A 23,701-nucleotide genomic window follows, 5' to 3' on the forward strand; every position below is an offset into this window, starting at 1 on the left:
GCCGTGGCCCTGCGGATCAGCCACCTCAGCGTCGACTCCCGCGACGCGTACGCGCAGTCGCGCTGGTGGGCCGAGGTCCTCGGCTGGTCGGAGGACCCCGGGGACCCGAACCTGCCCGGCCACGAGGAGTGCATGATCCTCGCGCCGGACGGACGCTCGCTGATGCTGTTCATCGAGGTCCCCGAGGCGAAGTCCGTCAAGAACCGCCTGCACCTGGACCTCGTCCCCACGGACGGCCATACGCGCGAGGAGGAGGTCGAGCGCCTGCTCGACCTCGGCGCCACCCGGGTCGCCGACCTCCGCACGCCCGACGGACGCGGCTGGGTCACGCTGGCCGATCCCGAGGGCAACGAGCTGTGCGTCCTGCGGACGGGTTTCGACTGGCCGGTGCCCGACCGGCAGCAGCTCGACCCGACGCCGGCCACCGACGGATGACCTGGCCGTGCCTCTCGATCCCGGCACGCGCTGACGTGGCATCCGCGCCCGGTCCGGCAAGTCGGGGGAGCGAGAACGCAGCGGGCTGCGCCGAGCGAGGCCGGCGCCGCCGGTCGGGATGCGGGGCCCCGTCAGCGCTCGTCGGAATGGAGAGGCAGGGCCTAACCTTCCGCGTGTGGTGATGACCGCGCGGGTGGACGGGACCGAGCTGGAGGTCTCGCGCCTCTGGGCGCGACGGCCCCACGTCAGCGTCCGTGGCCAGGAGCTGCCCAAGGACGGCCAGGGCCGCTACGAGCTGCGCGACCGCCGCGGCGTGCGCCGGGTGGAGGCGTCCTTCGACTGGCGGGAGTTCGGGCCGCGGCTGCGGGTGGGTGAGCACGACCTGCTGCTCGGCCGGCCGATCCCGCTCTGGGTCCGCGTCGGCTACCTCGTGCTCCTCGTGCTGGGCATCGGCTTCGGCGGCGCCCTCGGCGGTCTGCTCGCGGGCGGCAGCGCGGTCGCGAGCGCGGCCCTGCTGCGCCGCGAGGACCGACCGGGCTCGATCGTCTTCCTCGCCGCGCTGCTGCCCTTCGCCGCGGTCGTCCTCTACCTCGGGCTGGCCACGCTCCTCGCACGCTGACGCGGTCCGCGGGCCCGGGCAGTCGCGGGACCGGCTCAGGCCAGCTCGGCGATCCCGTGGCGCAGGTCCAGCGAACCCTCCGCCGGCGCCGGGTGCGCGTCGTCCCACTCCAGCGCGTCGAACGGGCACTCCTCGACGCAGATCCCGCAGAACATGCAGGTGCCCCAGTCGATCTCGAAGTGGTCGAGGACGTTGACCGTGCGCGGCCGCGCGCCGGCGGGCACGTCCGGGTCGGGCTCGGTGTGGGAGTCGAGGGAGATACACCAGACCGGGCACTCGCGGACGCAGAGCATGCACGACGTGCAGGCCGGCTCGATCAGCCGGATCCGCCCGTGGGCGGGACCGCCGACCGGGACCACCGGCTCGGGCGCGCTCATCGGGACCGCCGGCGTACGCGGCCACCGGTCGAGGCCGCGGCGATCTCGGCCGGGTCCGGGTCCGGGCCGTCGGGGTCGCGGTCGCCCCAGACCTCGGGCGCGGGGACGCCGGGCGGGACGGTCCGCCGACGGCTCGGCGAGGCACCGCCCTCCGTGCTCTCCCCCGGCTCCTTCGCACCCGGCCACGGGCCGGCCGTCCGCGCGGCGAGGACCTCGTCCTTGCGCAGCGGGGCCTCGACGGACGCGTCGAGCAGCAGGCGGCGACGGTCCCCGCCGACCACCTCCAGCCCGAACTCCTCCGCCGCCTCCCGCTCGTGCCACGCCGCCCCGGCGAACACGTCGCGGACGCTGTCGACCCGGGGCTCGGAGCGCGGCACCCGGCACTGCAGCAGGAGCTCGGGGGCGCTCGCGTCGTCGAGCCGGCGTAGCGAGAGCACGACCCGCAGCTCGTCGGCGACGCCGATCTCGTCGACGCAGCCCAGCCAGTCGAACCAGCCGTAGCCGTCCTCGCGGGCGGCCAGCACCGCCGCGTGCCAGTCCTGCGCGGCGACGTCCCTCATGCCGTGGCTCCGCGCGCGGTCCGGCCACTCACGCCGTCGAGGACCTCGCGCAGCGCCGCCGGGGTCGGCGGGCAGCCGGGCACGTAGACGTCGACCCCCACCAGCGCGTCGACGCCCTTGGTCACGGCGTAGGAGTCCCAGTAGGGCCCGCCGGTGGTGGCGCAGACCCCGTACGCGACCACGACCGGGGCAACGGTCTGACGGGCCCGGACGCTGTCCACGACCGCGGCGACGGCGGGCGCGAGCCGGTCGGTGACCGTGCCGGAGACGACGACGGCGGTGCGGCCGTCCGTGGGCGGCTCGACGGCCGGGCCGGCCGTGGCGGGCGCGGCCGCGTCGAACTCGAGCGAGCAGCAGGCCAGGGCCACGTCGAGCACGTGCAGGGAGGAGTCCCCGTACCAGTCGACCCAGCGCACGGCGCCACGCTACGTGACCCCACCCGCGGCGGTCGCGCCCACGAGGGCCTCGTGTGACCTTGGCTGCACCGGGCTCTCAGCGGGCGAACGCCCCTGGTGAGCGGTTAGGGCGCCCTTATCATGGACGACGGTCCATCGCCAGGAACCAGACCTGCCCCAGCGGTCCGGACGACGGCCCCGAGACGGAACTCACCGTCTCTCGGGAGTCCGAGGGCCGCACGCGCTCCGAACCCTGGCCCGACGACCGCTACGAGGAAGAGAGCACCTGCTCCATGACTGAGGTCCGCACGCTCGACCGGGTGGTGATCCGTTTCGCGGGTGACTCCGGTGACGGCATGCAGCTCACCGGTGACCGCTTCACCGCCGACTCGGCGACGTTCGGCAACGACATCTCGACGCTGCCGAACTTCCCCGCCGAGATCCGCGCGCCTGCGGGCACGCTGCCCGGGGTGTCGAGCTTCCAGCTCCACTTCGCCAACTACGACATCATGACCCCGGGCGACCGGCCCGACGTGTTGGTGGCGATGAACCCGGCCGCGCTCAAGGCCAACATCGCCGACCTGCCCCGCGGCGGGCTGATCATCGCCGACACCGCGGACTTCACCACCCGCAACCTGGCCAAGGTCGGCTACGCGGCCAACCCGCTCGAGGACGGGTCGCTGGGCGACTACCAGCTGCACGCCCTCGACCTGACCGGCATGACCGTCGCGGCGGTCAAGGACTTCGGGCTGTCGCGCAAGGACGCCTCGCGGGCGAAGAACATGTTCTCGCTCGGGTTGTTGTCGTGGCTCTACCACCGCCCGACCGAGGGCACGATCAGCTTCCTGTCGACCAAGTTCGCGAACAAGCCCGCGATCCGCGACGCCAACATCACCGCGTTCAAGACCGGCTACGCGTTCGGTGAGACCACCGAGGTCTTCGCGGTCTCCTACGAGGTCGCGCCGGCCCCGATGCCGTCGGGGCGCTACCGCCAGATCAACGGCAACCTCGCCCTGGCGCTCGGTCTCGTGGCCGCGGCGCGCAAGGCGGACCTGCCGATGTTCCTCGGCAGCTACCCGATCACCCCGGCGTCCGACATCCTCCACGAGCTGAGCAAGCACAAGCGCTTCGGGATCACGACCTTCCAGGCCGAGGACGAGATCGCCGGGGTCGGTGCTGCGCTGGGCGCGAGCTTCGCCGGCCACATCGGCGTCACCACGACGTCCGGGCCGGGGATGGCGCTCAAGGCCGAGACGATCGGGCTCGGGGTGATGACCGAGCTGCCGCTGGTGGTCATCGACGTGCAGCGCGCCGGCCCGAGCACGGGCATGCCGACCAAGACCGAGCAGGCCGACCTGCTGCAGGTCATGTACGGGCGCAACGGCGAGTCCCCGGTCCCGGTGATCGCCGCCTCCACGCCGTCGGACTGCTTCGCCACCGCGATCGAGGCCGTGCGGATCGCGGTCAAGTACCGCACCCCGGTCGTCGTGCTCTCCGACGGCTACATCGCCAACGGCGCCGAGCCGTGGCAGGTCCCCGACGTCGCCGCGATCCCGGCGATCGACCCCGGCTTCGCCACCGAGGCCAACGCCACCGACGCCAAGGGCGAGCCGCTGTTCCTGCCCTACCGCCGCGACCCCGAGACCCTCGCGCGCCCCTGGGCGATCCCCGGCACCGCCGGCCTGCAGCACCGCATCGGCGGGATCGAGAAGGCCCGCGACACCGGCGCCGTCTCCTACGACCCCGCCAACCACGACGAGATGGTCCGCACCCGCCAGGCCAAGATCGACGGCATCGTCCAAGACATCCCCGACCTCGTCGTCGACGACCCGACCGCCCCCGACGGCAGCCAGGCCCGCACCCTCGTGCTCGGGTGGGGCTCGACGTACGGGCCGATCGCGGCGGCCGTGCGGCGTGTGCGGAACACCGGCCGGCAGGTCGCGCAGGCCCACCTGCGCCACCTGAACCCGTTCCCGGCCAACCTCGGGGAGGTGCTGCGTTCCTACGACCGCGTCATCGTCCCCGAGATGAACCTCGGCCAGCTCGCCCTGCTGCTGCGCGGCAAGTACCTGGTCGACGTCCACAGCTACTCCCGGGTGCGCGGGCTCCCGATCTCGCTCAGCGAGCTCGCCCGTGACCTGGAGCTCGAGATCGACGCCCTTCCCGACGTCGAGGAGAGCCCCCTGAAGGAAGGTGCGTTCGCATGACCGCTCTCGACCAGCCCACCCACCGCGTCGTGGAGACCGGCGGCCTCGCCGGCGTCCCGCTGTCGCTGGAGCCGCTGACCCGCAAGGACTTCACCTCCGACCAGGAGGTGCGCTGGTGCCCCGGGTGCGGCGACTACGCCGTGCTCGCCGCCTTCCAGGGCTTCATGCCGGACCTCGGCATCAAGAAGGAGAACACGGTCATCGTCTCGGGCATCGGCTGCTCCAGCCGCTTCCCGTACTACGTCGACTCCTTCGGCATGCACTCGATCCACGGGCGCGCGACGGCGATCGCGACCGGCGTGGCGACGGCGCGGCCCGACACCGCGGTGTTCGTGATCACCGGTGACGGCGACGCGCTGTCGATCGGCGGCAACCACCTGATCCACGCGCTGCGGCGCAACGTGAACGTGACGATCCTGCTGTTCAACAACCGGATCTACGGCCTGACCAAGGGCCAGTACTCCCCGACCTCCGAGATCGGCAAGGTCACCAAGTCGACGCCGCTCGGCTCGCTGGACAACCCGTTCAACCCGGTGTCGCTGGCGCTGGGCGCGGAGGCGACGTTCGTCGCGCGGACCATCGACTCCGACCGCAAGCACCTCACGTCGGTGCTCAAGGCGGCGGCGGCCCATCGCGGCACGTCGTTCGTGGAGATCTACCAGAACTGCCCGATCTTCAACGACGACGCCTTCGCCGCCGTCAAGGACCGCGACACCTCGGCCGACGCGATCATCCCGCTGACCCACGGCGAGCCGATCCGCTTCGGCGTGGACAGCCGCCTCGGCGTCGTCCGCGACCCGCGGACCGGCGAGTTCTCGGTCGTCGACGTCGAGTCGGTCGGGGTCGACGCCCTGGTCGTGCACGACGCGCACATCTCCGACCCCTCGTACGCCTTCGGCCTCTCGCGGCTGACCGACGCCGGTGTCCTGCACCGCGCGCCGATCGGGATCTTCCGCGAGGTCGAGGCGCCCGCGTACGACGACCTCGCCCGCGAGCAGGTCGCGCTGGCCACGGCCGGTCGCAGCAACGACGACGCGGCCCTGCAGGACCTCGTCAACGGCGGCGACACCTGGGTCGTCGACTGAGGCCAGACAGGCCCCCAGCCTCCTGACCTCCCGCCGAGCGGTAGGTTGCCGCGCCTTTTCCACCGGAAAAGGCGCCGCAACCTACCGCTCGGCGTCGTTCGGGGGGTCCAGTCGGGCGAGCCGGGCGTTCAGGTAGCGCTGCTCGGGGATGCTCGCGGTCATCCGGGCAGCGGTCGCGTACGCCTCGCGGGCCTCGTCGAGGCGTCCGGCCCGCTCGAGCAGGTGGGCCCGGACCGCGTACGTGCGGTGGTGGCGGCTCATCGTCCGGTCAGCCAGCAGCGGCTCGAGGACCTCGAGGCCCTGCTCGGCGCCGTACGCCTCGGCGACGGCCACGGCGCGGTTCAGGGTGACGGCCGGGCCCGGCGCCCGCTCGGCGAGCATCGCGTAGAGCAGCGCGACCTGGCGCCAGTCGGTCGCCTCCGTGCTCGGCGCCTCGGCGTGCACCGCCGCGATCGCCGCCTCCAGCTGGAACCGCCCCACGTGGCCGCGCGGGAGGACCTCCTCCAGCAGGGCCACGCCCTCGGCGACCATCGCGGCGTCCCAGCGCGAGCGGTCCTGCTCGGCGAGCGGGACCAGGTCGCCCGCCGCGTCCACCCGGGTCGCCTCGCGCGCCGACGTCAGCAGCATCAGCGCGAGCAGCCCGGCGGCCTCGTCGTGGTCGGGCAGCGCCGCCCGCAGCCCGCGCGCCAGCCGGACGGCCTCGGCGGTGAGCGAGACGTCGACCACCGCCGGGCCGGCGCTGGCGGCGTAGCCCTCGGTGAACACCAGGTGCAGCACGTCGAGGCAGGCGGAGACCCGGGCCGGCAGCTCCTCGGGCGGCACCGCGACGAACCGCGCCCCCGCCGTCCGCAGGGTCGCCCGCGCCCGGCTCAGGCGCTGCGCCATCGTCGCCTCGGGCACGAGGAAGGCCGCGGCGACCTGCGCCGTGCTCAGTCCCGCCACCGCGCGCAGGGTGAGCGCGACCTGCGACGCCGGCGGCAGGGCCGGGTGGCAGCACAGCAGGAGCAGCCGGAGGCTGTCGTCGACCTCGCCGACGCCCTGCTCGTCCGCCGCCGGCGCCCGCAGGTGCTCCTCGGGCTCCCGCGCGGCGAGGGCCGTCTCCCGGGCCGCACGGGCGCGTTCGGCCCGCACCTGGTCGACGAGCCGCCGCGACGCGACCGTCACGAGCCAGCCCCGCGGGTGGTCGGGCACCCCGTCGCGCGGCCACTGCACGGCCGCGGCGGCGAGCGCCTCCTGGGCCGCGTCCTCGCAGTCGGCGAGGTCGCCGTGGCGGCGCAGGAGCGCGGCGAGGACGTGCGGCGACTCCCGCCGCCACACGTCCTCGAGCGACGCGTCGAGCGGCCCCTCGGTCATCGGCGTGCTCAGGCCTCCTCGGCGCTTCCGCTCATGGTCGGCCTCAGCTCGACGGTCTCGCCCGGGCCGCTGAAGTGCCGCACGACCTCCTCGGCGCGCTCCTGGCTCTCGACGTCGATGAGGAAGAAGCCGGCGAGGTGCTCCTTCGCCTCCGCGTACGGGCCGTCCGTGACGACCGGCGCACCGGCCTCCCAGCGGTAGAGCCGGGCGCTGCGCGGGTCGGCCAACGCCTCGCCGCCGACCAGCTCGCCGCGCTCGGACAGCTCGGTCAGGGCGGCCTCGAAGGCCGCCTGGTTGCGCCGGCGCTCCTCGTCGGGCAGGGCGCGCTGCTCGGCGATGTAGTCACCGGTCGGGTGACCCCACGGCCGGGGGTCGGAGTGGATGAGGACGACGTACTTCACGGCTGCTTCCCTCTCGTCTCGGCGGACTCTCGCGGCCCTCCGACCAGGACGTCGGAGCGGGCCCGCCGATCTCGACACGGCACCCGCGATCCCACCATCTCGCGTGCGCCTGGAACCCGGGAGGTGAGCACATAGAGGGGCTAGCCTCCTGGCGGGAAGAGGAGGGCAGATGTCCGACGAGGGACGCCGCGGGATCGGTTACGGGCTGGCGGCGTACGCGGTCTGGGGTGCGGTCCCCCTCTTCTGGCCGCTGGTCGCGCAGGCCGGCTCGCTCGAGATCCTGGCGCACCGCATCGTCTGGTCCTTCGTGATCTCCCTGGTGCTCGTGCTGACCGTCGTCCGCCGCGGCTTCTGGTCCCGGATGGGCCACCGCCGCACCCTGGTGCTGCTCGGTTCCGCCGCCGCGATCGTCTCGGTCAACTGGGGCACCTACATCTGGTCGGTCAACCACGGCCACGTCGTCGAGACCGCGCTCGGCTACTACATCAACCCGATCCTCTCGATCGTCCTCGGCGTCGTCGTGCTGCGGGAAAAGCTGAGCCGCGCCCAGTGGGTGAGCCTCGGGCTCGCCGTCGCCGCGGTGGTGGTGCTGACCGTCGACTACGGCACGCTGCCCTGGATCGCGCTCGTGCTCGCCGTCAGCTTCGCGACGTACGGCTTCATCAAGAACCGCCTCGGCGCCGGCGCGGTGGACAGCCTGGCCGTGGAGTCCGCGCTGCTCACGCCGATCGCGCTGGTCTACCTGGGCTTCCTCGAGGTGACCGGGCGGGCGACGTTCGGCCACCTGGGCTGGGGCTTCAGCCTCCTGCTCGTCGCGACCGGGTTCATCACGCTGGTGCCGCTCCTCTTCTTCGCCTCCGCCGCGACCCGGCTGCCGCTGAGCACGCTCGGGCTGCTGCAGTACCTGGCGCCGACGCTGCAGTTCGTCCTCGGCATCACCTACTTCGGCGAGGCGATGTCGCCGGGCCGCTGGGTCGGGTTCGGGCTGGTGTGGGTGGCCCTGGTGATCATGTCAGTCGACGGCCTGCGCCGCGCCCGCCGCAGCCGGACGAGCACCGCAGCACCCGAGGCCGAGCCCGCCCAGGTCTGACCTCGGCGGGGTCGACTTCTGCATCGTTCTTCTGCATCGTTGTAGACCCACCCCGAGCGCCCGCGCGGCGGCCACGTATAACGGGACCCATGCACTTTCGTTACCTGGGCAACTCCGGCCTCAAGATCTCCGAGATCACCTACGGCAACTGGCTGACCCACGGGTCCCAGGTCGAGAACGAGATCGCCACGCAGTGCGTGCGCGCCGCGCTCGACGCCGGCATCACCACCTTCGACACCGCCGACGCGTACGCCAACACCAAGGCCGAGGTCGTCCTCGGCGACGCCCTCAAGGGCGAGCGGCGCGAGTCGCTCGAGATCTTCACCAAGGTGTACTGGCCGACGGGCCCCGCCGGGCCCAACGACTCCGGGCTGTCGCGCAAGCACATCATGGAGTCGATCAACGGTTCGCTGAGCCGGCTCGGCACCGACTACGTCGACCTCTACCAGGCGCACCGCTTCGACTTCGAGACCCCGCTCGAGGAGACGATGCAGGCCTTCGCCGACGTCGTCCGCCAGGGCAAGGCCCTCTACATCGGCGTCAGCGAGTGGACCGCGGACCAGATCCGCCAGGGCCAGGAGCTCGCGCGCGGCCTCGGCTTCTCGCTGATCTCCAACCAGCCGCAGTACTCGATGCTCTGGCGGGTCATCGAGGGCGAGGTCGTCCCGACCTCGAAGGAGCTCGGCCTCAGCCAGGTCGTCTTCTCGCCCATCGCGCAGGGCATCCTGACCGGCAAGTACGTGCCGGGCCAGCCGCTGCCCGAGGGCTCGCGGGCGACCGACGAGAAGGGCGGCGCCGACATGATCAGCCGCTTCATGAACGACGACCTCCTCGGCCGCGTGCAGGAGCTCAAGCCGGTCGCGAGCGACCTCGGCCTGTCCATGGCCCAGCTCGCCGTGGCCTGGGTGCTGCAGAACGACAACGTCGCCACCGCGATCATCGGCGCCTCCAGGCCCTCGCAGGTCGAGGACAACGCCGGCGCCAGCGGTGTGAAGCTCGAGGCCGACGTGCTGTCCCGCATCGACGAGGTCCTCGGCGACCTCCCCGAGACCGACGCGAGCAAGACCCAGTCGCCGGAGTCGCGCCCCAGCTGAGCGGTGCTCCGCTGAACTTCTCGCCTTCTGTGCACCGCAGCGGTGCACAGAAGGCGAGAAGTTCGAGGCGGCTGACCTGGGTACGGGCGAAGCCGCTCAGCGACGCGCGGAGCGGCCCGCCTCGGGGCCCCAGGCGGCCAGGGCGGCGGCCTCGACGACCGCGGCGACCGCGTAGCCGACGATCGAGGTGACGACGGAGACGACGACGATCGCCCAGACGCCGGAGAAGTTGCCGCGGCCCTTGTAGGCGTTGAGGATCCCGCCCAGCCCGGTGAACCCCGACAGCCACTCGGCGAGCATCGCGCCGACGATCGCGCCGGGCACGGAGATCCGTACGGAGGCGAAGAACGCGGGCAGCGCCGAGGGGACCCGCACCAGCAGCAGGGCCTTCAGCTCCCCGCCGCCGTTGACCTTGACCAGGTCGAGCGCCAGCGGCGAGGCCGAGCGCAGCCCGAGCACGATGTTCACCAGCGCAGGGAAGAGCACGACGATCGCCCCGATCGTGGCCACGCCGAGCCGGCCCTGGCCGAAGATCAGCAGAAGCACCGGCGCCATCGCGACCAGCGGGACCGAGCGCAGCAGCATCGCGATCGGCATGAACGCGAACTCGAAGGGCCGCACGACGACGAAGAGCGCCGCGACGACGCTCGCCACGAGCAGGCCGGTCGCGAAGCCGATCGCCGCGTCGGCCAGCGTCACCAGCCACGCCCCGAGGAGCTGGGACCGGGCGGCCTCGGCGGTGATCGACGAGGCCCGCACGGCCCGCGGCGGCGTCTCGGCGACGAGGTAGGACCACACGTCGAAGGGCGTCTTGCCGACGAACGTCGACACGTCGAGCAGCCGCAGGAGCGCGACCCAGAGCACGGCCAGGACGACGAGGGCGACGACGACCACGAGCAGGGAGGCCCCGAGCCGACGGAGCGCCGCGGCGGCGACGCCGGCCCCCGAGGTCTGCGACGTGGCGCCCGTCTCCCCGACCGTGGGCACGGCCGCGGCGGTCACGGGCGGCTCCCGTCGGAGCCGGAGGACCACGGCGTGACGAGGCGGCCGACCAGGCCGATCAGCGCGTACGCCAGCCCCGCGACCCCACCGGACACCAGGGCCAGGAACCACAGCTGCGGGGCGTCGGAGTTGCTCTGCGCCGCGATGAGCGCGCGGCCGAGACTCTTGTCCCCGCCGCTGCCGAGGTACTCCGCCAGCACCGCCCCGAGGAAGGCCGCCGGCGCGGCGATCTTCAGCGCGCCGAAGAGGTTGGGCAGCGCCGCGACGAGGCGGACCATCCGCAGCTGGGTCAGCCGGGAGCCGCCGTACGCCGCGACGACGTCGAGGGTGGTCGTCGGCGCCGCGCGCAGCCCGAGCAGCGCGCCGACGACGGTGGTGAAGAAGACGCTCAGCGCGGCCAGGGCGACGGACGCGCCCGAGGGGGCGTCCCGCCCGGCGACGATGACCAGGATCGGGCCGATGGCCACGAGCGGCAGGCAGTAGGTGACGATCGCGACCTGGGTGACGACCTGCTCCAGGCGCGGCACGAGCAGCACGAGTGCGGCGAGGACGAGCGCGACGACGTTCCCGACCAGGTAGCCCTCGGCGGCCGCGACCAGCGTGCCCGACAGGTTGGCCAGGGTGTCGGACCAGGTGACCGGCGCGACGACCTTGGCCAGCACGGCGGCCGGGTGCGGGATGGCGCCGCTGGCGGTGAAGAGGGTCTGGGACGCGACCCACCAGACGACGACGATGGCGACGACGCCGATGACCCCGCCGACCCAGCCGGGGACCGCGGTGGGTCGCGCGACACCCGCTGCGGGAGCGGCGGCCTGGTCGGTGCTCACCCGTCCGCCCCGGCCCGGCCGAACAGGACCTCCGAGAGCCGGTCGTGGTAGGCGTGGAACTCGGGCGTGCGCATCAGGTCGGGTGTGCGCGGGCGCGGCAGGTCGATCTCCACGACCTCCACGACCCGGCCGGGGCGCGGGCTCATCACGGCGACGACGTCGGAGAGGAAGACCGCCTCGGCGATCCCGTGCGTCACCATGAGCGTGGTCGCGGGCTTCTCGGTCCAGATGCGCAGCAGCTCGACGTTCAGCCGCTGCCGGGTCATGTCGTCGAGCGCGCCGAAGGGCTCGTCGAGCAGCATCACCGACGGCTTGACCACCAGGCAGCGGGCGATGGCGACGCGCTGCCGCATGCCGCCGGAGAGCTGCGCCGGCTTGGCCTTCTCGAAGCCCTGCAGCCCGACGAGGGCGATGAGGTCCTCCACCAGGCCGGGCTCGGGCCGGATCCCGGCCACCTCGAGCGGCACCCGGATGTTGCTCTCCACGGTCCGCCAGGGCAGCAGGGCGGCGTCCTGGAAGGCGATGCCGAGGTGGTGCTCGCGCTGCACCTGTCCCGTCGACATCCCGTTGATCAGCGCCTTCCCCGAGGTCGGCCTCTCGAGGCCGGCGAGGATGCGCAGGATCGTCGACTTGCCGCAGCCCGACGGCCCGAGCAGCGACAGGAAGGTGCCCTCCGCCGTGCCGAGGTCCGTCGGCGCCAGCGCGTGGACCTGGGTGCGGCCGAGCGCGAAGGTCTTGCTCAGCCCCTGCAGGTTGAGCCCCGTCGCCGCACCGGGCTCCCCGGACGGGTCCCGGGTCGCGAGCGGTGCGGGCTCCACCAGGCCGTCCGCGGGCAGCACCTCCACCGCGGCGCTCAGGCCTTCAGGCTCGCGTCGGCGGCGTAGACCTCGTCGAGCAGGCTCATGTCGAAGAGGTCCGCCGCGGTGATCGTCGTGCCGAGGGCACCGATGGCCGCGACGATCTTCTCCTGGAAGTCCGGCGTGAGCGTGAAGAGCCCGTTCGCCTTCGTGTCGTCGGAGACGATCAGCTTCAGCTGCGCCTCGAGCTGCTCGGTCTGCCCGGCCACGTCGAGCCCGAGGCCCTTGCCGTACGTCTCGGCGGCCAGCTTGGCGCCGGCGGCCGGGTCGGCGACCGCGTCCTTCCAGCCCTTGATCTCGGCGGTCAGGAAGGCCTTGAGCTTGTCGCGGTCCTCCTCGATCGTCTGCTGGAGCACCACGAAGGTCTCCGAGGCGAGCGGCAGGCCGTTGTCGGCGAAGCTGAGCGTGACCGGGGTGAAGCCCTTGGACTTGACGATGAACGGCTCGTTGGTCAGGTAGGCCATGAAGCCGTCGATCTTCTTCTCGGTCAGCGGCGTCGGCTCGTACTGGACGACCGTGGTCTTGATCGTCGACGGGTCGACGTTGTTCGCCTTGAGCAGGCCCTCGAAGATCGACTGGTTGGTGCCCGCCTGGATGCCGATGGTCTTGCCGGCGAGGTCGGCGATCGTGCGGATCGGCTTGCCCTCCTCCAGCGAGAGGATGCAGAAGGGGTTCTTCTGGAACGTGGCACCGATGATCTTGAGCGGGGCGCCTTGCTCGGCGACCAGGCGGGCGGTGGCGTCCGGCGCGGACAGGCCGACGTCGACGGTGCCTGCCACGACGAGGGCGTCGGCGCTGTCCACGGGCCCGGTCACCAGGTCGACGCTCTCGAAGCCGGCGTCGGTGTAGTAGCCCTTCGAGTCGGCGAAGAACTCGCCCGCGAACTCGATGTTCTTGATCCAGGACAGCTGGAGCGAGAGCTTGCCGTACGTGCCGGGGGCGACCGAGCTCGGTGCGGCGGCGGCGCTGCTGCTCGCCGAGCCGGCGGGCGCGGCGCTGCCGCCCCCGCAGGCGGCGAGGGCGCCGAGCGCGAGCGCTCCCAGGCCGCTGCTGGCCAGGAAGCGGCGGCGGGTGGACGTCGGCTCGAACCAGGTCACGGGTGCCTCCACGGGCGGTGCTCGGCGGTGCGGTGCAAGAGTGCGGGCCCTCCCCTGAGAGGCCCGCGCACAACCTCTCAGCCGGTCTTGGCGGTGCGGTTCCAGCCGTGTGACGGCCAGGTTTCTGCGGCGCGGGTGACTTTGCTGAGAGGCCGCCGAACTCGCCGCCCACGGACCCCCGGACCGTTAGGGTGTCGCGCGCCGAGCACCCGCACGCACAGCCAGCACGAAAGAGCACGAGCCATGAGCCAACCGCCGCAGGACCGCCCGCAGGACCAGCCCGAGGGGCGCCCGCAGGGCGGCCCGGGTGCTCAGCAGCCCGGGCAGGGCGGGCCGCAGGGCGGCTACCCGCCGGCTCCCGGTGGCGGCTACCCGCAGGGACCTCAGGGGTACCCCCAGGGCGGCTACCCGCAGCAGGGGCCCCAGGGCTACCCGCAGCAGGGCGGCTACCCCGGGCAGCCGGGCCGACCCGGTCCGCAGGGGTACGCCGGCGGACCGTACGGCCCCGGGCAGCCGGGTGGCCCGTACGGCCCCGGGGCGCAGCCGCCGTCCGGCCGGCCCCCGTACGGCCAGCCCCCGCAGCCGCAGGGTCCCAAGAAGCGGACCGGGCTCCTCGTGCTCATCGGCGCCGGGGCGCTCGCCCTGGTCCTCGCCGTGGTCGCGGTCGCGGTGAACCTCGGTGGTCGCGACGACAGCGCGGGCGGTTCGTCGACGAGCCAGGCGCCCGAGGCGAGCAAGCCCTCCGACGCCGTCCGGGGGTTCCTCGAGGCGGTCGCCGCCAACGACTCCGCCCGCGCGCTGGGCTACGTCTACAAGCCGCCGTCCGACACCACCTTCCTGACCGACGTGGCCCTGCAGGCGTCGTCGAAGATCGCCCCGATGACGGACATCTCGGTGCCCGAGGTGGACCAGATGACCGCCGCCACCGTCCCGGCGACCTTCTCGCTCGGCGGCAAGTCCTACACCCGCGAGTTCACCCCCTTCCGCGACGGCGACAACTGGAAGGTCTACGACGGGGTGAGCGAGGTCAGCGTGGGTTACCGCCGTGCGCAGACGCTGCCGATGCTGGTCAACGGGACCAAGGTGGAGGCCGACAGCGTGTTCCTCGTCCCCGGGACGTACGTCTTCACCACCGGCTCCAAGTGGGTCTCCTACGGCTCGTCGAACAAGCTCGTGGCGACCGAGCAGTACGTCTCGCTCCCCCAGGAGCTCCAGCCGACGCTGACGAAGGACGGGTCGAAGGCCGTGCTGTCGAAGACGAAGTCGGCCTTCGAGTCCTGCCTGAAGCAGCACAAGCTCAAGCCGAAGGGCTGCCCCAACCGGATCGACGACACGCGGGGCATCAAGGTCGACGAGAGCACCGTGCGGTGGCGGGTGACGAAGGACCCGTTCCGCAACGCGAAGCTCCGGCTCGACAGCACCGACCCCACCGTGGCGGAGGGCACCTTCTACCCCGAGTACCGGATCAAGTTCCGCGGTTCGCAGAACGGCCGGACCGGGACCGTGGACAGCGACGTCACCGGGCTGTACTCGTTCAGCGCGGTGGCCGACCTGTCGAAGTCGAGCGTGAGCGTCAAGCTCGAGGGCTGAGCACCCCGGGGCGTCGGAGCCCGTCAGTAGCATCGCAGCCGTGACGCAGACCGCTGACGAGACCGTGCCCACCCCCGACGTCCCGGCGCTCGACGTGTCCGACCTCGACCCCGCGGTCCGCCCCCAGGACGACCTCTACCGCCACGTCAACGGGGCCTGGATCGCGCGCACGCCGATCCCGGAGGACAAGCCGATGACGGGCGCGTTCGTGCAGCTGCGCGACGCCTCCGAGCAGGCCGTGCGCGACATCATCACGACGATCGAGCCGGGTGCGGTGGGCAGCGAGGCCCAGCAGATCGCCGACCTCTACGCGAGCTTCATGGACGCCGACGCGGTCGAGGCGGCGGGCGCCTCGCCGCTCGCCGAGCCGCTCGCCGCGATCGCGGCGGTGGGCTCGGCCGAGGAGCTCCTCGGCCTGGTCGGGCGCCACACCCGCCGCGGCGTCCGGGGCCTGCTCGACCTCGAGGCCGAGTCCGACCCGGGCGACCCGTCCCGCTCGGTGATGTTCGTCGGCCAGGGCGGCCTCGGGCTGCCCGACGAGGAGTACTACCGCCTCGAGGACTACGCCGACATCCGCCGGGCGTACCGCGACCACGTCGCCCGCTCGCTGGCCCTCGCCGGCCTCGACGACGCCGAGGCCCGGGCCGACGCGGTCCTCGCGCTCGAGACCGATGTGGCGGCCTGCCACTGGGACAAGGTCCGCACGCGCGACCTGCGCGAGATGTACAACCTGATGACCCTGCGCCAGCTCGAGGAGTCCGCGCCCGGGCTGCCCTTCGTCGCCTGGCTCGACGGGCTCGGGGTGCCGCACGAGGCCGTCGCCGAGCTCGTCGTGACCCAGCCGTCGTTCTTCTCCGACGTCGCGGGGCTGCTGACGCCCGAGCGGCTGCCGGACTGGCGCTCGTGGGCGGCCTGGAGCCTGGTCTCGTCGCGCTCGCCCTACCTCGCCTCCGCCTTCGTGCAGGAGCGCTTCGGCTTCTACGGCACCGTCCTGTCCGGCACGCCGGTGCTCAAGGAGCGCTGGAAGCGCGGTGTCGACCTGGTCGAGGGCGCGCTCGGCGAGGCCGTCGGCCGGGTGTACGTCGAGCGGCACTTCTCCCCCGTCGCCAAGGAGCGGATGGACACCCTGGTCGCCAACCTCATCGAGGCGTACCGGCGCTCCATCACCGGCCTGGAGTGGATGACCGACGAGACCCGCGAGCGAGCGCTCGACAAGCTGGGCAAGTTCCGGAGCAAGATCGGCTACCCCACGCGCTGGCGCGACTACAGCAGCCTCGAGATCGTCCCCGGCGACCTGATCGGCAACGTGGAGCGCGCCACGGCCTTCTCCGTCGAGCGCGACATCGCCAAGATCGGCGCGCCGGTCGACCGCGAGGAGTGGCTGATGACGCCGCAGACGGTCAACGCCTACTACCACCCGCTGCGCAACGAGATCGTCTTCCCCGCGGCCATCCTGCAGCCGCCGTTCTTCAGCGAGACCGCCGATGACGCGGTCAACTACGGCGGCATCGGCGCGGTCATCGGCCACGAGATCGGGCACGGCTTCGACGACCAGGGCTCGACCTGCGACGGCGACGGCCGCCTGCAGAACTGGTGGACCGACGCCGACCGCACCGCCTTCGAGGAGCTCACCAAGGTGCTCGTCGAGCAGTACGACGCCCTCAGCCCGCAGCAGGCGCCGGACCTGCACGTCAACGGTTCGCTGACCATCGGCGAGAACATCGGCGACCTCGGCGGCCTGGCCATCGCCCACCTCGCCCACGCGATCGCCCAGGAGGGCGCGGAGGCGGGCGAGATCGACGGCTACACCCCCGACCAGCGGCTGTTCCTGTCCTGGGCGACGGTCTGGCAGACCAAGAGCCGCGACGAGCTGGTCCGCCAGCGCCTGGCGACCGACCCGCACTCGCCGCCGGAGTTCCGCTGCAACCAGATCGTCCGCAACCTCGACCCCTTCTACGCGGCGTTCGACCTGGCCCCGGGCGACGGCCTGTGGCTCGACCCGGAGCAGCGCGTCAGCATCTGGTGACGTCGTCCGCCGACGACCCGGCCCCGCGTCCCGCCGCCACGGTCGCGAGGATGAGGTCGTGAGCACCGAGCAGAGCACCGACGCCGCCGAGACCTCCGAGACCGCCGAGCCCCGGGTCGACCTGACCTTCCGGCTGGACGGGCGCGTCGCGCTCGTCACCGGCGGGGCGTCCGGCATCGGGGCGGCGGTGGCCGACGTCTTCGCCGACGCGGGCGCACGGGTGGTGGTCGTGGACCTCGACGGCGACGCCGCGGAACGGCGCGCCGCCGAGCTCGGCCGGGACGCCCTCGGGCTGCGCGCCGACGTCTCCGACCCCGCCTCCGCCGCCGCGGCCGCCGACCGGGCGGTCGAGGTCTGCGGCCGGGTGGACGTCCTCGTCAACAGCGCCGGCATCGTCGACCTCGCGCCGGCCGAGGAGCTCGGCCAGCGCGCCTGGGAGCGCACCCTCGCCGTGAACCTCAGCGGCACCTTCTACATGAGCCAAGCCATCGGCCGGCACATGCTCGAGGCCGGCCGGGGCAAGATCATCAACCTCGCCTCGCAGGCGGCGACCGTCGGCCTGCTCGAGCACGCGGCGTACTGCGCCTCCAAGGCCGGCGTGCTCGGCCTGACCCGCGTGCTCGCCACCGAGTGGGCGGGCCGCGGCGTGACCGCGAACAGCATCTCGCCGACCGTCGTGCTCACCGAGCTCGGGCGCAAGGCGTGGTCGGGCCCCAAGGGCGACGCCGCGATGAAGGAGATCCCGGTCGGCCGCTTCGCGCTGCCGCGCGAGATCGCGGGAGCGGCGCTGTTCCTGGCCTGCGGCGCGTCCGACATGGTCAACGGCGCCGACCTCGTCGTCGACGGGGGCTACACCATCCGCTGATCCCTCCCGCCGGCGCGTACCTCTAGATTGCGGCCATGGACGCGCTGCGTGGTCTGCTCGGGTTGGTCCTGCTGCTCGGGATCGCGGTGCTCGCCTCGCGCGACCGCCGGGGCATCCGCTGGCGCACGGTCGGCGTCGCGCTCGCCGTGCAGGTCGTCTTCGCCTTCCTCGTGCTCCGGACGAGGCCCGGGCAGGCGGTGCTGGACTTCCTGTCGCGCCGGGTCGAGACGCTGATCGGCTACACCCAGAGCGGCACCGACTTCGTCTTCGGGCCCCTGGCCCAGGTCGGGGCGCCCAACGGCGTCGCGTTCGCCCTCCAGGTGCTCCCGGTGATCATCTTCCTCGGCGCCCTGATCTACCTGCTGCTGTACCTCCGCGTCATCCAGCTCGCGACGCACTACGTCGGCGGCGCCATCGGCAGGCTCCTGCGGGTCAGCAAGGTCGAGTCGATGTACGCCGCGGTCGTGGTGTTCCTCGGCATGTCCGAGGCGCCGCTGCTGATCAGCCCGTACCTCAAGCGCCTCACCTCGGCCCAGCTCTTCACCGTCGTCGTCGCGGGCCTCACCGCCGCCTCCGGCTCGACCTTGATCGGCTACGCGCTGCTCGGGGCGCCGCTGCCGTACCTGCTCGCGGCCACCGTGATGAACGCGCCCGCCGCACTCGTCATGGCCAAGATCATGTGGCCGGACTCGGTCCGCGAGCCCGTCGAGGCCGTCGAGGGGTCCGGGTCCTCGACCGCGGCACCCGCGGAGGAGCCGGAGCCCGCCGCGGCGCCGCGCGCCACGGGTGCGGACGACGACTTCGACGTGCGCGACGTCCGCGACACCGAGTCGGCGAACGCCATCGACGCCCTCGCCCGCGGCGCCCTGGCCGGCGGCCGGGTGGCCGTCACCATCGCCGCGCTGCTCGTGGCCTTCGTGGCCCTCATCGCGCTGGCCAACGGGATCATCGGCGGGATCGCCGGGTGGTTCGGCGTGGAGGGCCTGACGTTCCAGCAGCTCCTCGGCTACGTGATGGCGCCGGTCGCCTGGCTGCTCGGCGTGCCGTGGTCGGAGTCGGTCCGGGCCGGTCAGTTCATCGGCATCAAGACGGTGCTGAACGAGTTCGTCGCGTACGGGGAGTTCGGCGCGCAGGTGGGTTCGCTGAGCCCGGTCACCGTCGTCGTGGTCAGCTTCGCCCTCGCCGGCTTCGCGAACTTCGGCTCCATCGCCATCGCCATCGGCGCGCTCGGCTCGCTGCGGGCGCAGATCCGCGGGTTCGTCGCCCGGGTCGGCGTCCGCGCCCTCCTCGCCGCCACCCTGGCCAACCTCGCCAACGCCGCCATCGCGGGCCTGGTCTTCGCCCGCTGAGCCGGCCCGCGGTCACGGGGTGCGTCGCCGGTTCTCCGCGATCAGACCCACGCCCAGGACCAGGAGCGCCACGAACACGGCGATCCAGGAAGCGGTCGAGGAGCGACGGCTCATCTCGCGGTGACGGCGCGAGACCAGCGCCATGGTCGCCTCGGTCCGGTCGGACGAGGAGACCCAGGACCCGCAGCGATCAGACCGTACGGCTCACGACGCTGTCGCAGAGCTCCTCGAGGGAGGTGCGGGCGGGGCCGGCCGGGAGGCCGTCCAGGAGGAGGCGGGCGGACTCGGCCCGCCGGCGTACCTCGGCGCGGGCCTCGTCGATGCTCCGGTGGCGCCGGAGGAGGCCGAGCACCTCGGCGAGGTCGGCGTCGGAGGACAGGTCGGAATCGAGCAGGGTGAGCAGGCGGGCGTCGGCCGGGTCGGTCGAGGTGCGCGCGAGCAGCGTCGGGAGCGTGGGGATGCCCTCGCGCAGGTCGGTGCCCGGCGTCTTGCCCGTCTCGTCGCTGGTGATGTCGATGATGTCGTCGCTCAGCTGGAAGACGACGCCGACCTGCTCGCCGAACTCGGCCATCGTCCGCTGCTGCTCGGCGGTCGCGCCGGCGAGCTTGGCCCCGAACAGCGCCGAGGTCGCGATCAGCGAACCCGTCTTGTCGGCCACGACCTGCAGGTAGTGGCGCAGCCGGTCCTGACCCGGCGTCGGGCCCACGGTCTCGGCGAGCTGGCCCTGCACGAGACGGGCGAAGGTCCGCGCCTGGAGGCGGACGAACTCGGGACCGAGGTCGGCCACCAGGTCGGACGCGCGGGCGAAGAGCAGGTCGCCGACGAGGATGGCGACCGTGTTGCCCCAGCGGGAGTTGGCGCTGACCGAGCCGCGGCGCAGCCCGGCCTCGTCCATGACGTCGTCGTGGTAGAGGCTCGCGACGTGGGTCAGCTCGACGACCACCGCGGCCCGCTCCACGTCGGCGTCGACCGCGGCCGGGCCCAGGTGGGAGGCGAGGACCACGAGCAGGGGACGGAACCGCTTGCCGCCGGCCAGGATCACGTGCTGGGCGGCCTCGCGCACCATCGGGCTGTCGGCGTCCGCCGCCTTCACCAACGCCGACTCGATGCGGTCGAGCTGGTCGCGCACCGCGGTCTCGAAGACCGGGTCGCGCGTCTGGCTGGCGAGCACGTCACTCCTTCACGGCGGCGCCGTCTCGGCCGGCCTCACCTGCAGGATATCGGCCCGGCCAACGGCCCCGCGCCTCTCAGCCGCTGCTGGTGACCAGCGACACCGAGATGTTCGCGGCCAGGCCGTTCAGCGGATGAACTCTCCCGCCGCCTGCGCCAGGTCGAGCAGCGGGCCGGGGTAGATGCCGAACACCACGGTCGCCGCGACGCCCACGCCGACGGCCAGGAGCGTCGTCCAGCCCGGCCGCACGACCGCGGCCGTGCTGATGCCGGAGGCCTGACCCTTCGGCTCGTCGGTGAAGAACATCATGACGATCACACGGATGTAGAAGAACGCGGCGACGACGCTGATCACCACGGCGACCACGACGAGCCAGTGCATGCCGCCGCTCCACGCGGCGGCGAACACCGACCACTTGCCGATGAACCCGCTGGTCAGCGGGATGCCGGCGAAGCTCAGCAGGAAGACCGAGAAGACGAGGGCGACCAGCGGCGACCGCTTGCCCAGCCCGACCCAGCTCGACAGCTGCGTGGCCTCGCCGGTGGAGTCGCGCACCATCGTCACGAGGGCGAAGGAGCCGATCGTCGCCGCGCCGTACGCGACGAGGTAGAACATCACCGACGAGACGCTCGTCAGCGAACCCTCCCGGGCCCCGGTGCTCGCCTGCGAGGCGCCGACGAAGGCGGTGAGGATGAAGCCGGCGTGGGCGATCGAGCTGTACGCGAGCATCCGCTTCACGTCGGTCTGGGTGATCGCGAGGACCGAGCCGACGGCCATGGTCGCGATGGCGACGACGGCCATCATCGGCTGCCAGTCCCAGCGGTCCGAGCCGAGGGCGACGTAGAAGACCCGCATCAGGGCGCCGATGGCGGCGATCTTGGTGCAGGCCGCCATGAACGCGGTGACCGGCGTCGGCGCCCCGGTGTAGACGTCGGGGGTCCAGGAGTGGAAGGGCACGGCGCCGAACTTGAACAGCAGCCCGACCGCCATCAGGCCCATGCCGGCGAGCAGCAGCCCGGTGCCCTGCGGACCGGTGCCGGCGACGCCGTTGCGGATGGCGTCGTCGATGCCCGAGAGCAGGAACGAGCCGGAGTAGCCGTAGAGCAGCGCCGCGCCGTAGAGGAAGAACGCCGAGGACAGCGCGCCGAGGAGGAAGTACTTCATCGCCGCCTCCTGCGAGAGCAGGCGCCGGCGGCGGGCGAGCCCGCAGAGCAGGTAGAGCGGCAGGGACAGGATCTCCAGCGCCACGAACATGGTGATGAGGTCGTTCGCGGCGGGGAAGAGCATCATCCCCGACAGCGCGAACAGCGCCAGCGGCAGCACCTCGGTGTGCTCGCGACGCGCCTCGATGGCCTCGCGCTCGGCCTCCGTCCCCGGCACGGCAGCGGCCATGGGCGCGAAGGCGCTCACGCCCGCCGTCACCTTGCGCTCGGCGAACATCCCGAACGAGACCGCGCCGAAGACCAGCAGGATGGTCCAGATGAACGACGTCGGCCCGTCGACCGCGACCGAGGCGACGCCGACGACGACGTCGCCGCCCGCGGCCCAGTTGGACACCGTGACGACGAGCGCGACGGCGACGGCGACGAAGGCCAGCAGCAGCTGGGCTGCCCGGCGCAGGTCGCGCGGCACCACGGCCTCGAGGAGGATGCCGACGCAGGCGGCGGCGAAGATGACGATGAACGGCAGCAGCAGCGCATAACCGATCGTCGGTGCGGCGATGGTGCCCACTACCGGGTCCCTTCCACGACGGGGGCGGGGTCGCTGACGCCCACCGAGGTCTGCAGCAGCGTGGTCGACTCCTCGATCATCGACAGCACGGGCTTGGGGTAGACCCCGAGCACGAGGATCAGCACGACCAGCGGGGCGATGGCCACCCGCTCGCGGACGCTCACGTCGGTGACGCGCTCGGCGACCGCCGGCTTCACGGGCCCGGTCATCGTGCGCTGGTACATCAGGAGGATGTAGAGCGCGGCGAGCACGATGGCGAGCGTGGCGGCGCCCGCGTACACGGGGTGCTTGCCGAAGGTGCCGGCCAGCACCATGAACTCGCTGACGAAGCTCGACAGCCCCGGCAGCGACAGCGTCGACAGGCCGGCGAACAGCAGCAGCCCGGCCGCGACGGGCGCGACCTTCTGCACCCCGCCGAAGTCGTCGATGTTCGCCGAGCCGCGCCGCTTCACCAGGTAGCCCGCGACGAGGAACAGCGCGGCCGTGGACAGCCCGTGGTTGAGCATGTAGAAGGTCGAGCCGGTCAGCGTCTGACGGGTGAGCACGAAGATGCCGAGCACGATGAAGCCGAAGTGGCTGATCGAGGTGTACGCGACGAAGCGCATGAGGTTCTTCGAGCCGATCGCCAGGATCGCGCCGTAGAGGATCGAGACCACGGCGAGCACCATGACGACCGGCGTCGCCCACTGGCTCGCCTCGGGGAACAGCCCCAGGCAGAACCTGATCATGCCGAAGGTGCCGATCTTGTCCATGATCCCGACCATCATCGTGGCGCCGCCGGGGCTGGACTGCTCGGCCGCGTCCGGCAGCCACGAGTGCAGCGGGACCAGGGGCGCCTTGATCGCGAACGCGAATATGAAGCCCAGGAACAGCCAGCGCTCCTGGCCGGTACCCAGCGTCAGACCGGACAGGTCGGAGAGCAGGTAGCTCGGGTTGCCCGCGTCGGCCGAGGCGACGTAGAGCCCGATGACCGAGGCCAGCATGACGAACCCGCCGAGCAGGCCGAAGATCAGGAACTTCGCCGCCGCGTACGAGCGCCGCGCCCCGGGGCCGAAGCCGCCGATGAGGAAGTACATCGGGACGAGGATGACCTCGAAGAAGACGTAGAAGAGGAAGACGTCGGTGGCGAGGAAGAGGTAGAGCGCACAGGTCTGCACGGCCAGCACGAGCGCGTAGAAGACCTTGCTGTCGTAGCGCGCGGTCTCCCCCTCGGCGATCGCCGAGAGCGACCCGTCGGGCGCCCGGTCGTAGTCCGACCACGTCGCGAGGACGACCACCGGCGTGACGATCGAGGCGAGCAGCACCAGCGTCGCGCCGATCCCGTCGAGCCCGAGCGCGTAGTGGGCGCCCAGCGGGCGGATCCACACCGCGTCCTCGACGAGCTGCATCGCGCCGCCACCACGCAGGCCGACGGTCAGCACGACCGCGAGCACGACGGTGACCAGCGAGGTGGCCAGGGCCACGACCTTGGCGGCCCGGCTGCTGCCGAGCAGCACCACGGTCGCCCCGACCGTGGGCAGCAGGGCCAGGACGGTGAGCCAGGGGACTCCGGACGAGTAGTTCATGTCGC

General features: G+C 72.5%; 23 protein-coding genes. 10 read left to right on the forward strand and 13 right to left on the reverse strand.

Annotation, left to right across the window (positions count from 1 at the left end; genetic code table 11):
- Positions 1-3: 3 nt before the first annotated feature.
- Both BLU42_RS14560 and BLU42_RS14565 read left to right on the forward strand, forming a co-directional pair.
- Positions 4-435 (forward strand): VOC family protein, encoded by a 432-nt coding sequence (locus BLU42_RS14560; RefSeq protein WP_172825802.1) that lies wholly within the window; start codon positions 4-6, stop codon positions 433-435.
- A gap of 175 nt (positions 436-610) precedes the next feature.
- Positions 611-1,054: a hypothetical protein gene (locus BLU42_RS14565; RefSeq protein ID WP_091075721.1), complete on the forward strand. Its 444-nt coding sequence runs from the start codon at positions 611-613 to the stop codon at positions 1,052-1,054.
- Positions 1,055-1,089: 35 nt separating this feature from the next.
- Here BLU42_RS14565 and BLU42_RS21465 read toward each other — a convergent pair whose 3' ends face one another.
- Genes BLU42_RS21465 through BLU42_RS14580 form a run of 3 tightly spaced genes read right to left on the reverse strand, consistent with a single transcriptional unit; the run spans position 1,090 to position 2,407 of the window.
- A complete protein-coding gene (locus tag BLU42_RS21465; protein WP_091075723.1) occupies positions 1,090-1,431 on the reverse strand; it encodes a 4Fe-4S binding protein in 342 nt (113 codons plus the stop codon).
- The gene (locus tag BLU42_RS14575; RefSeq protein ID WP_091075726.1) at positions 1,428-1,991 is read right to left on the reverse strand and encodes an NADH-quinone oxidoreductase subunit C; all 564 of its coding nucleotides are present in this window, start codon (positions 1,989-1,991) and stop codon (positions 1,428-1,430) included. Before BLU42_RS14575 ends, BLU42_RS21465 begins: the two co-directional genes overlap by 4 nt.
- On the reverse strand, positions 1,988-2,407 hold the full coding sequence (locus tag BLU42_RS14580; RefSeq protein ID WP_091075730.1) for an NADH-quinone oxidoreductase subunit B: 420 nt from the start codon (positions 2,405-2,407) through the stop codon (positions 1,988-1,990). Before BLU42_RS14580 ends, BLU42_RS14575 begins: the two co-directional genes overlap by 4 nt.
- Positions 2,408-2,679: 272 nt before the next feature.
- Between BLU42_RS14580 and BLU42_RS14585 the strand changes: the two genes are divergently transcribed.
- Both BLU42_RS14585 and BLU42_RS14590 read left to right on the forward strand, forming a co-directional pair.
- Positions 2,680-4,593 carry a 2-oxoacid:acceptor oxidoreductase subunit alpha gene (locus BLU42_RS14585; protein WP_091075733.1) on the forward strand — a complete coding sequence of 638 codons (1,914 nt, stop codon included), beginning with the start codon at positions 2,680-2,682 and terminating at the stop codon, positions 4,591-4,593.
- The gene (locus BLU42_RS14590; RefSeq protein ID WP_091075737.1) at positions 4,590-5,678 is read left to right on the forward strand and encodes a 2-oxoacid:ferredoxin oxidoreductase subunit beta; all 1,089 of its coding nucleotides are present in this window, start codon (positions 4,590-4,592) and stop codon (positions 5,676-5,678) included. The genes BLU42_RS14585 and BLU42_RS14590 overlap by 4 nt, the downstream gene beginning before the upstream one ends.
- A gap of 81 nt (positions 5,679-5,759) precedes the next feature.
- Here BLU42_RS14590 and BLU42_RS14595 read toward each other — a convergent pair whose 3' ends face one another.
- Positions 5,760-7,031, reverse strand: a complete 1,272-nt coding sequence (locus BLU42_RS14595) for an RNA polymerase sigma factor (RefSeq protein WP_091075741.1) — start codon at positions 7,029-7,031, stop codon at positions 5,760-5,762.
- Between the two features lie 8 nt (positions 7,032-7,039).
- Positions 7,040-7,432, reverse strand: coding sequence for a YciI family protein (locus BLU42_RS14600; RefSeq protein ID WP_091075745.1), 393 nt, complete (start codon positions 7,430-7,432; stop codon positions 7,040-7,042).
- A 169-nt stretch (positions 7,433-7,601) separates the two neighbouring features.
- Here BLU42_RS14600 and rarD point away from each other — a divergent pair, with 169 nt between their 5' ends.
- Positions 7,602-8,522, forward strand: coding sequence for an EamA family transporter RarD (gene rarD / locus BLU42_RS14605; protein ID WP_091075748.1), 921 nt, complete (start codon positions 7,602-7,604; stop codon positions 8,520-8,522).
- An 89-nt stretch (positions 8,523-8,611) separates the two neighbouring features.
- On the forward strand, positions 8,612-9,616 hold the full coding sequence (locus BLU42_RS14610) for an aldo/keto reductase family protein (RefSeq protein WP_091075752.1): 1,005 nt from the start codon (positions 8,612-8,614) through the stop codon (positions 9,614-9,616).
- Positions 9,617-9,712: 96 nt separating this feature from the next.
- Here the strand turns inward: BLU42_RS14610 and BLU42_RS14615 are convergent, their stop codons facing one another.
- The 4 genes from BLU42_RS14615 to BLU42_RS14630 are packed head-to-tail and all read right to left on the reverse strand — an operon-like array spanning position 9,713 to position 13,399.
- On the reverse strand, positions 9,713-10,618 hold the full coding sequence (locus BLU42_RS14615; protein ID WP_197680450.1) for an ABC transporter permease: 906 nt from the start codon (positions 10,616-10,618) through the stop codon (positions 9,713-9,715).
- On the reverse strand, positions 10,615-11,445 hold the full coding sequence (locus tag BLU42_RS14620) for an ABC transporter permease (RefSeq protein ID WP_091075755.1): 831 nt from the start codon (positions 11,443-11,445) through the stop codon (positions 10,615-10,617). The genes BLU42_RS14615 and BLU42_RS14620 overlap by 4 nt, the downstream gene beginning before the upstream one ends.
- Positions 11,442-12,290, reverse strand: coding sequence for an ABC transporter ATP-binding protein (locus tag BLU42_RS14625; RefSeq protein WP_231918172.1), 849 nt, complete (start codon positions 12,288-12,290; stop codon positions 11,442-11,444). The genes BLU42_RS14620 and BLU42_RS14625 overlap by 4 nt, the downstream gene beginning before the upstream one ends.
- A gap of 8 nt (positions 12,291-12,298) precedes the next feature.
- The gene (locus BLU42_RS14630; RefSeq protein WP_091075759.1) at positions 12,299-13,399 is read right to left on the reverse strand and encodes an ABC transporter substrate-binding protein; all 1,101 of its coding nucleotides are present in this window, start codon (positions 13,397-13,399) and stop codon (positions 12,299-12,301) included.
- 243 nt (positions 13,400-13,642) lie between these two features.
- Here BLU42_RS14630 and BLU42_RS14635 point away from each other — a divergent pair, with 243 nt between their 5' ends.
- The 4 genes from BLU42_RS14635 to BLU42_RS14650 are packed head-to-tail and all read left to right on the forward strand — an operon-like array spanning position 13,643 to position 19,229.
- The gene (locus tag BLU42_RS14635) at positions 13,643-14,989 is read left to right on the forward strand and encodes a hypothetical protein (RefSeq protein WP_091075762.1); all 1,347 of its coding nucleotides are present in this window, start codon (positions 13,643-13,645) and stop codon (positions 14,987-14,989) included.
- A gap of 40 nt (positions 14,990-15,029) precedes the next feature.
- The gene (locus BLU42_RS14640) at positions 15,030-17,015 is read left to right on the forward strand and encodes a M13 family metallopeptidase (protein WP_231918173.1); all 1,986 of its coding nucleotides are present in this window, start codon (positions 15,030-15,032) and stop codon (positions 17,013-17,015) included.
- A gap of 58 nt (positions 17,016-17,073) precedes the next feature.
- The gene (locus tag BLU42_RS14645; protein WP_091075765.1) at positions 17,074-17,880 is read left to right on the forward strand and encodes a GolD/DthD family dehydrogenase; all 807 of its coding nucleotides are present in this window, start codon (positions 17,074-17,076) and stop codon (positions 17,878-17,880) included.
- 35 nt (positions 17,881-17,915) lie between these two features.
- Positions 17,916-19,229 (forward strand): NupC/NupG family nucleoside CNT transporter, encoded by a 1,314-nt coding sequence (locus BLU42_RS14650; RefSeq protein ID WP_091075769.1) that lies wholly within the window; start codon positions 17,916-17,918, stop codon positions 19,227-19,229.
- Between the two features lie 12 nt (positions 19,230-19,241).
- Here BLU42_RS14650 and BLU42_RS21625 read toward each other — a convergent pair whose 3' ends face one another.
- The 4 genes from BLU42_RS21625 to BLU42_RS14665 all read right to left on the reverse strand — a co-directional run bounded on the left by BLU42_RS21625 (position 19,242) and on the right by BLU42_RS14665 (position 23,696).
- A complete protein-coding gene (locus BLU42_RS21625) occupies positions 19,242-19,373 on the reverse strand; it encodes a hypothetical protein (RefSeq protein ID WP_269457993.1) in 132 nt (43 codons plus the stop codon).
- Positions 19,374-19,419: 46 nt separating this feature from the next.
- Positions 19,420-20,400 (reverse strand): polyprenyl synthetase family protein, encoded by a 981-nt coding sequence (locus tag BLU42_RS14655; RefSeq protein ID WP_231918174.1) that lies wholly within the window; start codon positions 20,398-20,400, stop codon positions 19,420-19,422.
- Between the two features lie 126 nt (positions 20,401-20,526).
- Entirely contained in the window at positions 20,527-22,131 is a 1,605-nt protein-coding gene (gene nuoN, locus BLU42_RS14660; RefSeq protein ID WP_231918175.1) for an NADH-quinone oxidoreductase subunit NuoN, read from the reverse strand.
- Positions 22,131-23,696 carry an NADH-quinone oxidoreductase subunit M gene (locus BLU42_RS14665; protein WP_091075772.1) on the reverse strand — a complete coding sequence of 522 codons (1,566 nt, stop codon included), beginning with the start codon at positions 23,694-23,696 and terminating at the stop codon, positions 22,131-22,133. The genes nuoN and BLU42_RS14665 overlap by 1 nt, the downstream gene beginning before the upstream one ends.
- Positions 23,697-23,701 lie beyond the last annotated feature (5 nt).

The organism is Microlunatus sagamiharensis, from assembly GCF_900105785.1.
Lineage (GTDB): Bacteria > Actinomycetota > Actinomycetes > Propionibacteriales > Propionibacteriaceae > Microlunatus > Microlunatus sagamiharensis.

Coding starts and splice junctions, on each gene's coding strand:
- BLU42_RS21465 (WP_091075723.1), bottom strand. CDS start 1,431: ATGAGCGCGCCCGAGCCGGTGGTCCCGGTCGGCGGTCCCGCCCACGGG.
- BLU42_RS14665 (WP_091075772.1), bottom strand. CDS start 23,696: ATGAACTACTCGTCCGGAGTCCCCTGGCTCACCGTCCTGGCCCTGCTG.
- BLU42_RS14575 (WP_091075726.1), bottom strand. CDS start 1,991: ATGAGGGACGTCGCCGCGCAGGACTGGCACGCGGCGGTGCTGGCCGCC.
- BLU42_RS14635 (WP_091075762.1), top strand. CDS start 13,643: ATGAGCCAACCGCCGCAGGACCGCCCGCAGGACCAGCCCGAGGGGCGC.
- BLU42_RS14585 (WP_091075733.1), top strand. CDS start 2,680: ATGACTGAGGTCCGCACGCTCGACCGGGTGGTGATCCGTTTCGCGGGT.
- BLU42_RS14595 (WP_091075741.1), bottom strand. CDS start 7,031: ATGACCGAGGGGCCGCTCGACGCGTCGCTCGAGGACGTGTGGCGGCGG.
- BLU42_RS14650 (WP_091075769.1), top strand. CDS start 17,916: ATGGACGCGCTGCGTGGTCTGCTCGGGTTGGTCCTGCTGCTCGGGATC.
- BLU42_RS21625 (WP_269457993.1), bottom strand. CDS start 19,373: ATGGCGCTGGTCTCGCGCCGTCACCGCGAGATGAGCCGTCGCTCCTCG.
- BLU42_RS14610 (WP_091075752.1), top strand. CDS start 8,612: ATGCACTTTCGTTACCTGGGCAACTCCGGCCTCAAGATCTCCGAGATC.
- BLU42_RS14590 (WP_091075737.1), top strand. CDS start 4,590: ATGACCGCTCTCGACCAGCCCACCCACCGCGTCGTGGAGACCGGCGGC.
- rarD (WP_091075748.1), top strand. CDS start 7,602: ATGTCCGACGAGGGACGCCGCGGGATCGGTTACGGGCTGGCGGCGTAC.